Here is a 12,154-nt window from a genome sequence, read left to right as displayed (position 1 = left end):
GACCGCCGCTCCGGCCGCGTACGCGCTGGCCAGGCTCCGCTTCCGCGGGCGGAGCACGATCTTCGCGACGGTCGTGGCGCACGCTGTCGGCCGCCGGTGCGGTGGATGCTGCTGATCCCCAACTTCCTGATCGTCAACGAGTTCGCCTGGGTGGACAGCCGGCCGCGGTGATCGTCCCGGCGGCGGCGGGGGCGTTCGGCGGTGTTCTTCCGCGGCAGTTCTTCATCAACCCTGCCCGGGAGCTAAACGAGGAGGGCCGCTCCGAGAGCTCGGACGGCTGCAACACCGGTGGCAGATCTTCACCACCATCGCGCTGCCGCTGGCCCGCCCGGCGCTGGCACGCTGTTCCTGCTGCTGTCGTTCCTGACCACTGGAACGAACTTCCTGTGGCCGATCTTCGTGCTGCTCCCAGTCCGAGGACGCTGACCCTGCCTGGCGCGCCGCGGCAACTACCAGAGCGCCAACAGCATCCGCTACGACCTGTGATGGCCGGCGTGCGTGATCGCCAGCAATCCGGTGATCACTGATCTACCCGTCGCCCAAGCGCTGGGTCATCGAGGGCATCTCCCGTTCGGCCTCAAGGGATGAACAGGTAAGAATGGGGCGCATGACGAGAGCATGGTGGGGTTGGCGGAGGGAGTGGCGGGCATCGCCTGGAGCCCGGGTCAATCACGGGGCCTGCGCCGGGCGGGCGTCGGACCTGGGGAGGCCGACCTGGTGGTGCCGGGGACCTCCGGCGGATCGGTGGTGGGGGCCCTCGTGGCCACGAGGGGGCCGATCTGGAGACCGCGGTCTGCGGCGGGCGGGCGCGGTCGGAGGACCGCGACCGCCTACTCACGGTGGACATGGAGGCGGTCAGGCCGCCTTCAGCCTGCTCTACGACCCGACCCTGAGCCGCAGGAGGCCCGGCGCCGGGTGGGCGAGCTCCGCTGGCCGTGCCGGACACCGGTGCCAGGACTCGAGACGATCGGCGACCGGCTGCCCGTCAAAGGGAGTGGCACGTGCGCCGCCTGCTGATCACCGCGGTCGAAGCCGGGACCGGCGAGTTCGTGGTCTGGGACCGCACGACTCCGGGGCAACCGCTGGTCTCGGCCGTCGCCTCCAGCTGCGCGGTTCCCGTGCGGTTCCCGCCGGTGAGATCAACGGGCGCCGCTACATGGACGGCGGGGTGCGCTCGGCGAGCAACGTCACGAACCTGGCCGCGGGCAGCTCCGTTCGTCTCATCATGGAGCCGCTGGCGCACGTCTCGCCCAGGGCCCGCTTCGAGGCCGAGGTCGCCGAGCTGGGCGACGCCCGGATCGCGCACGTCGGCCCGCACGAGGCGGCGATCACCGTGTTCGGCAGCCGACGTCCTCGACCCGGCCCTGTGGCGCCCGGCCTTCGAAGGCCGGGCTCGCCCAGGCGTCCGGCGTCGCCGGGAGCGTGGACGAGGTCTGGAAGACTGAGGACGGCATGACGGGGGACGGGCCCGGGGTGGTCCGGCGGTCACGGCGCCTCCCGGCGGTTGCGGTGGTTCCGGTGGTTCCGGGGGCACGCGTGCGGGCGGCCGGCGGCGCTGTGGGTGGTGAGACGGCCGGACGGGGGCCGGCAAGTCGACCGTGGCGGCCGGCGCTGCTGACGCTGCTGGAACCCGGTCCCGGCCTGCTCCACAAAGGACACCGTCTACGGCGGTTTCGTGGCGGCCACCCTCGGGCCCACGGCCGCGACGAGGGCGAGCGACGAGGGCCCCCTGTACGACGAGAACGTCAAGAGGCACGAGTCACGAGGGCCTGACCGAGGTCGCCCGGCAGATCCGCTCGCACCGGTCTCGCACGTGTGCGTGGAGGGCCCCTTCACCACCCAGGTGATGCACGACGCGGCCGTCTGGGAGCGATGGGTCGAGCAGCTGGGAGGGCCCGTGGTGCGCCTGCTCTGGGTCCGCTCGGACGGCCCGGCCCTGCGTTCCCGGCTGAGAGGCCAGGGGGCTCGGCAGGGATGGGGCAAGCTCGGCCGCTTCAGGATACCTGCGGGCCAATCAGGGTGGACCCGGCCGCCCGTCGCCTCACCGCACACGACGAGATCGACAACCGTCCGGCGCGCCTCCTCTGCCGCGCGGCTGGCCCGGCTCGTCCGTCCCGGGGAGGACACCGGGCCGGGCGGATCCGGGCCTGCGGACAGGTGAGTCGCGGCCACGTTCCATCGGCGGATCATAACCGCGTCCCCGACCGGGAAACCCCCCTGTCCCTACCCGCACACTTCCCTTCCTCGCCCCGCGCGGGCCCCGCCGTCACGGGCACCCGGCCGGCACCACGCGCGTCCCCTGCCGTCGTCCCGTGCCGTCGTCCCGCACATCACCCCGTGCCGTCACCCCGTGCCGTCACCCCTCGCCGCCCGCCGTCACGTCCCGTCGTACGGTGTCACGAAGCGTCAACCAAGGGCGTCCCGGCCTTCTCCCGGCGCTTCCCCGCACCGCCGTACCGGCCGCTCAGCGGACTCCTTCCGGTCATCGCGGGTTCCTGTCCGCCGAGGGCTCGGGGGGATATCTCGCATGCTGAGATAGGGGCCGTCGGGCTGACCGAAAACATCGGTGAATCCGGATCCCGGAAAACGAGTGGTAAGGAAGGGTCGAAGCTAGCCTCCCACCAGGGACGGACGGATATTCAGTCTCAGAGGAGGATAAAAAGGTCGTCCGAAAACCCGGCGTCCTTCTTCCATCCGCAACGGCCATTGGAACGATTCGACAAAATTGAGTCATATTTCATGACATGTTGGCATTGCGCCATAAACGTTGCGGCCTTACGTTCCCGGTATGGATCTCGAGCTCCGACATCTCAAGATCGTGCGCGCGGTGTGACAGGCTGCAGCGTCCACCAAGGCCGCCACTCACCTCGGACTTGCACAACCCGCACGACCGCGCAACTCAAACGGATAGAGCGTGGCTCGGGGGAGCTCTCTTCGAACGCACGACCACAACGCGCACGGCCCACGCCCCGGGGGAGCTGGTGTGTCCAGGGCGGATGGTGCTGTTGCACACGCCCGCCCGTGAACCCAGGAGGAGGCACTCAGTTCGCCAACGCGAACTCGACGTTCCCAGCTACCGCTCGGCGCCACCAACGGGGCCGATCCTGGGCGGCCTGATGGACCGCCTCGCCACCGCCTGGCCCAACACCACCGGTCAGCACCCACACCTCCTGGTCGGCCAAGGAGCTCACCACCCATGGTGATGCTCGGCCGGATCGACTTCGCGTTCATCGGGGCGTGCGGGATGAGCCCGCTCCGGTGGAGGGGCCCGGTGGTGTGGTCGACGGTGGGCATCGACCCGGTCTTCGTGCTGCTCAACGAGGACCATCCGCTGGTGGAAGGAAGGAGGGAGGAGCTGGCCGAGCTGGCCGACGAGCAGTGGACGGTCACCCCGGGCGACAGCTGCTTCGGCACGACTGCTCGCCACGGCCTGCCCACGCCGGTTCACCCCCCGGACGCATCTACGAGACCGAGTGGCCACCTGCATGACCTCGCCAAGGGTGGGCCGTGCCGACCCGCCTGTGTCCAGGGGACCTTCCAGCCCGCGAAGGGCTGCGGCTGGTGCCGATCGCCGGGGCCCCGTTGCGCTGGCGGCAGCTGTTCGGCTGGCACCCGGAGGCCTCCGGCGCCGCGGTCGCGGCGTCGATCCTCGAGCACGCCAGGCCGCGTCACTCCGACGCGGTCGGGTGTCGGAGCACGAAGGTAGCGCCGAATGGCTGGTCGACAATCCCGGACTGGGCTACGCGCTCCATAACGTGACGATAGACATTTGGTAGACCCCTGCCTTGCGGACGGACCGTTACCGTGACGGGACCCCCACGCAAGGAGAGAACCAATGCTCCGCAGAAGTGCCGTGACGGCGGGCTTCGCGCTCGCCTCACACTGGTGGCCGCCACCGCCCTGGCCAGCAGGGTCCGGGCGCAGTCCGCGACCCCCTACCTTCGCCGAGGCCCGCGCCAAGGTGGCGGCGAACGCCGCCAAGCCCTCCCCCGGGTGCTCGACGCCATCCGGCGTGACCTCGCGCGGACCGGCGAGCAGGCCGCCCCCGGCTGATCAACGAGGCCGCCGCGGCCAAGATCGAGCCCGCCCTGCGCGCGACAGCTCGGTGCCGCCTACGCCGGGGCATGGGTGAACGGCCCCCACCTCGGAACACTGGTCGTCGCCACAGCGACTCCACCAAGGTCGCCTCCTTGGCGAAGTCGGCGCGGGAGGTCAAGCTCTTCAAGCATCCCTGCCCACGCTGGAGGCGGCCAAGGCCCACCTCGGACGGCTCGTGAGCCAGCGCCGCGAAGTCCGTCCCTCCTGGTACGTCGACCGCGCGCACCAAACAGCGTCGTCGTGCTGCGGGCGACGTCGCCGAGCACAGGCGTTCGTGAACGGCAGCGGCGTGGACGCCTCGCTGGTCCGCGCATCGAGGCCTCCCAGGAGACCCACGCCGCTGTACGACGTCCCGCGGCGGCGACGCCTACTACATGGGCGGCCGGTGCTCGGTCGGCTTTCTCGGTCACCCGCGGCAGCCAGGGCGCTTCGCCACCGCCGGTCACTGCGGCACGGTCGCACCGCCACCCAGGGCTTCAACCGGGTCGCCCAGGGCACCTTCCAGGGTTCCTCCTTCCCGGGCAACGACTACGCGTGGGTCCGGTCAACGCCAACTGGACGCCCACCGCGTGGTGAACGGCTACAGCGCCGGCATCCTGCCGGTGAACGGCTCCACCCAGCAGGTCGTGGCAGCTCATCTGCCGCTCGGGCTCCACCACCAGTACCGCTGCGGCACCTAGTCAGCCAGCACAACACCAGCGTCACACCTACCCCGAGGGCACGATCACGGGCCTGACCCGCACCACCGTCTGCGCCGAGCCCGGTGGACTCCGGCGGCTCCTACATCTCCGGCACGCAGGCGCAGGGCGTCACCTCGGCGGCTCGGGCAACTGCCACCTCCGCGGCACGACCTCTACCACACGCCGATCAACGAGATCCTCTCGGTGTTACGGGCTCACCCTGGTGACCGGGCGGACCAACGCCGCCCACCGCTGCACCGGCTACACACCAACACCTACACCGGCTCGCTGAACCTCCAACGCCAACGCCTACCAGCCCGGCACCGCCGGCTACAGCGCCGCGGCGGGCGTCCACCGCGTCTGCCTGGACGGCCCCAACGGCACCGACTAACGACGCCTACCTGCAGGAAGCTGAGCGGCTCCACCTGGACCACCGTGGCCAGCGGACACAGCTCCGGCCCCGACGAGGCGTTCACCTACAACGGCACCGCGGCACCTACCGGGTGCGGGTGCACGCCTACCAGCGGCTCGGGCTCGTACACCCTCGGCCTGACCAGGCCGTAGGCGGACGGCCCCGGCGGGGCCATGAGCACGCGGACGTCACCCGACCCGCCGCGCGATCGGCCCCACACCGGCCCGAGAACCTCCGGCCGGTCCGGCGGCCGGCACCCCGGCCGCACCCCCCGGCCGCCCTTACCCCTTACGGAGCGAACGGGACTCCGAAAGGGGGGAGGGCGGCATCCCCATGCCGGACGTCGAGAAACAATGAGGGGATGAGCACGACCTCCTGACGCTGAGCGAGAGGCGCCCCCGGGCTGACGCACCTCACTCAACCCGGCCGACACTGGCGAGCGGGGTGCTCCGGCCTCCGACGACCTGAGGCTGCTGGCACGTCTTTGCCGACGGCGACGGCGTGCGCTGGCCCGGGGCGGCCGGGATCCCGTACCTCCGATCGACACCACGGCGAGCCCGCGCTGACCGGGCCCGACGGCTGGTGAGACGGGGTGGAACCGGGCCAGGAGGCTCCGAGACTGCGCCTGCGCGGCTGCGCCCTGAAGGTGCTCCGTGGCCGGCTGGAGGACGACCCCGCCCGAACGCGCGATGCGGGTCGTCAGGCGTTGGCGAGCAGGCGATCGACCCGCTGCGCGCCTTCGCACGAGGGCCTGCGAGCCCAGCCAGGCAGTGCCGGTCGAAGTCGTGGTCTGAGCTACTGATGAAGGCGCCCGAGACCTTCGCCGACCCGCTGCCGCCGCTGGCCCCGCTGACGCGACAACGCCTCGCTGGAGCTGCGCGACGGCCGGTTGGGCATCGTCCGGCGCGCAGTGGACGTGGCGCCGTCGCCGAATCTCGACCCCCTTGGACATCATCATGCTGGCCCTGGTGCGCAGCGCGCTGCGCACCTACGGCGAGGGCGCCGACCAATGTCCAAGGCCTTCACCTACCTGCCCGGTCGCAGAAGGTGACATCGCCAGGATCGCCGACGAGGTGGAGCCGCGAGCCGCTCGCCCCGGCCGTGGGCCGAGGCGCTGCCCCTACGAACCGGCCGCGCTGTGCTGGCGACAGGTCGGCCGAGGCGAGGAGCCGCTCGTATCGAGGCCGCCGGGCTGACTCCGAGGTGCTCTTCCTCTCCCCCGGCCTGGAGGCCGGCCGAGCGCGACGCGGCCGAGTACGCCGCGTGGCCCACCGACCCGGGCGACCCGCTGCCCGAACGGGCCGCGCACCTGTTCCGCCAGGCTGCTCGTGTACGCCTACCGCCCGGCCCGCAGGCGCTGATCGAGGACCTGATCGGGCTGAGCGTCCGCGGGCCGAGCCCGCCCTGGCGGACCTGGCGCTGTTCGAGAACGACGTCGTCGGCGAGTTCCTGGCCCGCGCGAGGGGACTGGCTGCGCGACGAACGAGGTGAGCCTGCTGGAGTCCTGGCGGCGGACGCCGCTGCGGCTGTGGGAGTCCTGGGACGTGTCCGGGGAACGAGATCACCGTGGCCGCGGTCACCGGACCCGGGAACGACCCGCGGAAGGACCCGTCCGGGGAACGACCCGTCCGCGGGCACCGGCCCCATCCGGAAGCGGCACGGACGCCGGGACGCGACCGGGGACGCCGGTGGGTCGGCCGGTGGGTCGGCCGGTGGGGAGCGGGGACGCTGGCCGACACGTAGCTGCTGGCGGCCAGGCACTGCCCGGCGACCTGATGCTCACCCGGCTGCTGGACGACGGAGCGGGCCCGCACGTGTTCGGCCCACCCGTCAAGGTCGAACCGGAACGCCGAAAGGAGATGCTCGCCCTCGCCACACGACCCCGTCCGACCCCTACGAGGTGGCCGCGTTCTTCCGCCGTCCCGGCGCGCCACCGGGCTTCCGGACGGAACCGGGGCGCCCGTGAACCCGGCGCCCCGGAAGCCGGGCGGACCGGCGGTTCAGGACCATCGGGACCCTCAAAACGTCACACATCACACGTCTTAAGTCGGCGGTCGTCAAAAAGTACCTCTCCGCTGGGCATAATGGAGCCGTTGACGGGCTTAAAGTCCTCAACACGTGAGACGAGAGGTGTTGACTGTGCGAATGAATCAACGAGGCCGAAACGGCTCGATCGCCGGGCCGGGCGCTCCTCTGAACATCCTGCGCGACGCCGCAGGCCCACGGACCCGCGCGAGTGGTCCAGCCTGACCGGCTGGCCAAGGTCCACCCTCGCCCACGGCTCGACGCGCGGTGAGCCTGGAGTGATCGTGCCCACCGAGGAGGCCATCTCCTCCGGGGGCAGTCCCCCATCGCCTCACGTTCAACCGCAACCGACCGCGGTGGCCTCGCCAGCCGACCTGGGCGCGACCCACGCCCGGTTCGCGATCACCGACCTCACGGCACCACTACGTCCTCGCGAACGCGCGGTCGAGAGAATGCCCATAGACCGCGCCCCGAGGCAGACCCTCGGCTGGCTGCAGCACACCTTCGAAGGACCATGACTCGCCGGGACCGGCCACCGCCTCGACCACCAGTCTGCGGCGTACGGCGTCGGTCTCACGAGAGCCGGTCGAGTCTACGGCTCAGGGAGAAAGCCCGGTCAAACCCGCCGATAATGCCGGGTGGGACGGTTTTCACCGTCCCGGAGTGGCTACGCGCTCGAGCGCCTCGGCGTCCCCGTCCTCGTCGACAACGACGTGAACATCATGGCGACTCGGCTGAGCACTGGGGCGGCCCGCCCGCAGGCCCGACCCACACCTTAACCTTCATAAAGATCGGCACCGGTATCGGCTGCGGCATCATCAGCGACCGCCGCCCGCCACCCGGGGTGCCCATGGCGCGCACGCGACATGGCCACATCCGGGTGGCTCCGGGCTCGACACAGTCACGCCGCTGACGCAACCTCGGCTGCCTGGAGGGCCGTCGCGCGGCGCCGCCATGGCCACCCGGCTCCGCGCGGAGGGGGTGGACGCGAGGACACAGCCGCGGACGTGGTTCCGCCTGGTACCGGACCGGCAAAACACCCAGGCACCGTCCAGCTGATCCAGGGCAGGCGGGCCGACGAGCGTCGGCCGGAACGTGCTCGCCCTCGATCGTCAAATCTCTCTTCAACCCCGCGGTGATTAGTCGTCGGGCGGGCGACATCTCCGAGGCGGGGAGCAGGTGCTCGAGGGCCGCGCACGAGGTCATCTACAGCCAAAACGAGTCCACGCTGGGCCAACCCAAGCCACCTGACGATCACCGCCAGCGAGCTGGGCGAACCGTAGCGGGCATGAATCGGTGCCGCGTCAATGGTCATCGAAGCACGTCCTGCACGGGCAGCGTCGACCGGCCACACCACCGCCTGACCGCGCGCGGACCGCGCTCACGGACGCGTCCGATGACACGCCTGGATCCGCGTTCCGGCCACGCTCGGGCGGGCACACACCACGACCCACCGCGGCCTTCGCGCACCCACGTCGGGAGGTCCCCCGGGCTCCACGTGAGTGGGACCGTGAAAAGTCACCACTCACCCGGGGAGCGCCCGGCGGCGCCCCGTGGGACACTCGTCCGGAACTATGGACGCCGAACTACCACCGAGACCGCCCGGCTCACACGTCGCTACCCCTTGCGGTGCACCACGCACGCGCACGAGATGGCCGAGGTGCTCGGCGATCCGGCCCTGCAACACCTTCGTCGGGGCCTCTCCGGAGACCCCCGAACGGCTCCGCGAGCCGGTACGGCCCGCCTGGTCGCCGGCCCGCCCCTTACCCGGCAACAGCGGAGTCATGGCTCACGGGTGATCCGCCTTCGACGGCCCGGACCGGTGGCGGCTACGTCCAGGCGACCAGTCACCCCAGGACCGCGACGGCCGTGGCCTGGGTGGTGGGGACGCCTGGCAGGGCCGGGGCATCGCCGGGGAGGCCGCCGCGCGCCTCGTCGGCTGGCTCAGGGACCGCCGGTACGGCGACCGTCGTCACGCACACCGTCCAATCCCGATCACGCCGCCTCTTCGGCGGTGGCGCGCCGCGCGCGGCCTGGCCGCACGACCTCGGCACGGTGGACGGCCGACGGTAGTCTGGAGATCGGACGGGACGAAACCCAGGCCCCGGAGACCGGACGACCGAAACCCACTGATAGCGGGCCACGGACGCGGCCGACGGGACGTCCCACGGGTGAGGACCGACCGGGGAACGGAAACGGGGCAACCGGCACGAGGCGAAGTGAGGCACACGCCGGAGTGAGGACGGCCGGGCGGGACCGTAGCACGGGCGGCGCGGATCTGAGTCAGGATGCTCAGGCGCGGCTGAGTGCCCGGCCTCTCCCGCGGACTTCGCGATCCTTCGAAATGCTCTGATCATGAAAATGTGGATTTTTTACTGCCGCCCTCGTCTGCACGTGGTCGCCGCGTGGCTCCTCGTGTACGCCGACGTCCCGCTGCTCCACGTTCCTGTCCTGGGACTCGGCGCGATCAGTCTGATCTGGCTGGTCGTGCTCCTCACCCTGCCGTGGAACCTCTATTTCGGGGCACGGCAGAGTGGTGCACGAGATCGGCGTGTCCCGGGAGCGCCCGGCATCAGAGGTGCACCGCCGGCACGAGGCGGAGGGCCCTGGAGATCGCCGGCGGATGCTCGTTCCGCGTCGGCGGCCATCTCGTCTTCGGCACTGATCCTGGCGGTACCACTACTTCTCCGGCGGTCGGGTGGCTAACTACTTCGCCGGTTTCACATGCGAGCACGTTCTTCCGCCGCGCGAGGCGCCTACCTGTCGCACCTGCGCCGAGCGGGTCGCCACGCTGATGAGCGAGGCCCGGCATCCGCGCGGGACGTCGTCTCCGCTCTCGGGCCAGGGTGGACTACTGACCGCCGAGGTGATGGCCGCGTGAAACGAGACCACCGAGCGGCTCCACGGGACGCCGAGTCGCTCCGGGCCGCCCTGCGCGACCGGCGACGAGGCCTGGACCGCCGGATCATACCGGGCTCGCACGGCGTTTCGAGGACACCGTGGACGGTCTCACCGACAACCACGAGGTCATCACCGGGCTTAAGGCGTTCCTCGCCTCGGCGCGTTCCCGCGCGAGCCCCCCCACACCGGGCCTGACCCCCAACCGTCGTCCCCACGACGCCCGGCATCGACGACCGTCACGGTGACCACCACCCGCCGGGCGCTCACCGTACGCTCACCTCAAGCAGGCGTTCCGCGGCGCCGAGGACGTCCCGCACACCGATCTCCAGCAGCCCCTGGCGGGCCGGTAGGCGTAGGGCTCCCCCTGGCCGCCCGACCAGAGCACGACGTGCGGTCCGTCGGCGGGGTACCCCAGAGACGTGGGCGATGGACGGGCCGAACAATCACCACGGACGGGGTGGCGAACGCGGTCGCCAGGTGGGCGACACCGGTGTCCCCGCAGATCACCAGGCAAGCCCCGGCCCACCAGCGCGGCCAGCTCCAGCGGCCCGGTACGCCCGGCAGCACGCACGAGGACGGCAGCCGCGCGAGCAGCGCCACCCGCTCGGCCAGTCGCGCTCCCTGGCGACCGCCACGGTGACGACCACCTCGTGCCCGTCCTCCCGCAGCGCCGCGGCGACCAGCGCGAACCCCGTCCGGTGGCCAGCGTTGCCGGGTAAGCGGCCACCGGGATGCACGACGACGCCGGGCTCCCCTCGGCGCAGGCGGGGCGTCCAGGGCAGATCGGCCTGCCGGTTCGCCCGGGAGCCGTACCAGCCGATCATAGTCGCACCAGCGCGTCACATCGTGCAGAACCTCCCGCCAGGGCGGCCCGTGCCACGGTGGGAAAGGCCGCTTGCGCGTGGGTCAGACAGCCGGGCCGGACCGGTAGGTGCAGCGCGGCGACCGTCGAGGGCCCCGCCGTACAGAGTTGACGGCGACGCTCCACGCATCCGCCCCAGCGGCGGGAACGGACCGGGGACCGGCGACTTCGCACGAATATCGTCCACCGCGCACGATCAGCGACCAGGGGTGCCAGGGCGGAGGGTACGGCCGCACGATCCAGTGAATCGGTTGGGAGCGCCGCAGGGCGCGCAGCGCGGGCACGGCGGTGAGCAGGTCGCCATGCCCAGGCCGCGCAGCACCACCAGACCGGGCCGGTCGCCGGGGCGTCAGGGCCACCCGGGTCGCCGGGTCCGCCGGGAATCGTCGAAGCCATCCAGGGCCGCCGCGGTCCACCGCAGGTCCACCCGGTTCCAACCGAGTCCACCGGGCCGCGACGGGCGCCCGTCCTCCTCCGAGCCCCGGCGCGGCGGGATTGAGGGTCCGCCTGTTCTCGGCCCGCGGGGTCGGCGATCATGTCCGGCCTTCATGTCCGGGCCCTCATGTTCACGGTCCTCATGTCAGGGTCTCTTCGTGAACGTCATGCGTTCACGCTCTCCACATTCGACGAACGTCAGGCGGCTCGACGCTGACGACCGTGAACTCCGCCACGACCGACAGGCACGGATGCCACACGGGACCGGGCAGTGACGGCCGCGGGTGCCCCGGCACAGGGCGCCCACGTGGTCCAGAGGATCACCAACCGGGACCCCGTACGGCGCCCAGCGCCCAGGCGAGGACCACGGGGGCGAAACAGGCCTGACCACGGGCGTGCGACCGGCACCGCCGCGATGGTGGGAGGTGGGCCAGCTGTCGGCGGGCGAACCACGACGCACGCCGCGCGAGCACCGCGGCGAGCTCGGCGAAGGTCGTGCGGCCCCCCAGATCGGTCACGGACCTTACCACCTTCGCACCGCCGCCCCGCTGTCCGGTGCGACGAGCTCGCCGTCGCTCCAGCGGTCGATCCAAAAGCCGTCCACCGCCGTTCGACATGACGGCCCCGCCCACCCGCCGGTACGAGAGAGCTCGTCCGTTCCGGCCGCATACGCGTCCCGCGGCCCGCCTCGTCCAGCACGCCCGCCGAAGACCGGGCCGGGAGAACAGAGTCCGTGCTGAC

The 12,154-nt window shown here is 71.5% G+C and carries 6 protein-coding genes; 3 read left to right on the top strand and 3 right to left on the bottom strand.

The annotated features are described in order from the left end of the window. Positions 1-1,156: 1,156 nt before the first annotated feature. From ABD832_RS21320 to ABD832_RS21310, 3 genes are all read left to right on the top strand, one after another. The gene (locus ABD832_RS21320) at positions 1,157-1,456 is read left to right on the top strand and encodes a hypothetical protein (RefSeq protein WP_344898168.1); all 300 of its coding nucleotides are present in this window, start codon (positions 1,157-1,159) and stop codon (positions 1,454-1,456) included. Positions 1,457-3,885: 2,429 nt separating this feature from the next. Then, positions 3,886-4,053: a hypothetical protein gene (locus tag ABD832_RS21315; RefSeq protein ID WP_344898166.1), complete on the top strand. Its 168-nt coding sequence runs from the start codon at positions 3,886-3,888 to the stop codon at positions 4,051-4,053. A gap of 1,160 nt (positions 4,054-5,213) precedes the next feature. Continuing rightward, entirely contained in the window at positions 5,214-5,342 is a 129-nt protein-coding gene (locus ABD832_RS21310) for a hypothetical protein (RefSeq protein WP_344898164.1), read from the top strand. A gap of 5,053 nt (positions 5,343-10,395) precedes the next feature. Here ABD832_RS21310 and ABD832_RS42240 read toward each other — a convergent pair. From ABD832_RS42240 to ABD832_RS21300, 3 genes are all read right to left on the bottom strand, one after another. Further along, the gene (locus tag ABD832_RS42240) at positions 10,396-10,623 is read right to left on the bottom strand and encodes a glycosyltransferase family protein (RefSeq protein ID WP_425582625.1); all 228 of its coding nucleotides are present in this window, start codon (positions 10,621-10,623) and stop codon (positions 10,396-10,398) included. Further along, a complete protein-coding gene (locus ABD832_RS21305; RefSeq protein WP_344898163.1) occupies positions 10,620-10,940 on the bottom strand; it encodes a hypothetical protein in 321 nt (106 codons plus the stop codon). The genes ABD832_RS42240 and ABD832_RS21305 overlap by 4 nt, the downstream gene beginning before the upstream one ends. 793 nt (positions 10,941-11,733) lie before the next feature. Further along, positions 11,734-11,931 (bottom strand): hypothetical protein, encoded by a 198-nt coding sequence (locus tag ABD832_RS21300; RefSeq protein ID WP_344898161.1) that lies wholly within the window; start codon positions 11,929-11,931, stop codon positions 11,734-11,736. Positions 11,932-12,154 lie beyond the last annotated feature (223 nt).

The sequence above is a fragment of the Streptosporangium longisporum genome, from assembly GCF_039534895.1.
GTDB classification, from domain to species: Bacteria; Actinomycetota; Actinomycetes; order Streptosporangiales; family Streptosporangiaceae; genus Streptosporangium; species Streptosporangium longisporum.
Note: the sequence above shows the minus strand (reverse complement) of the source record. Positions and strands in the feature narration are given on the sequence as shown.

Bases quoted from the DNA above. Each gene is read 5' to 3' on its own strand.
- ABD832_RS21320 (WP_344898168.1), top strand. From the start codon at position 1,157: ATGGACGGCGGGGTGCGCTCGGCGAGCAACGTCACGAACCTGGCCGCG.
- ABD832_RS21305 (WP_344898163.1), bottom strand. From the start codon at position 10,940: ATGATCGGCTGGTACGGCTCCCGGGCGAACCGGCAGGCCGATCTGCCC.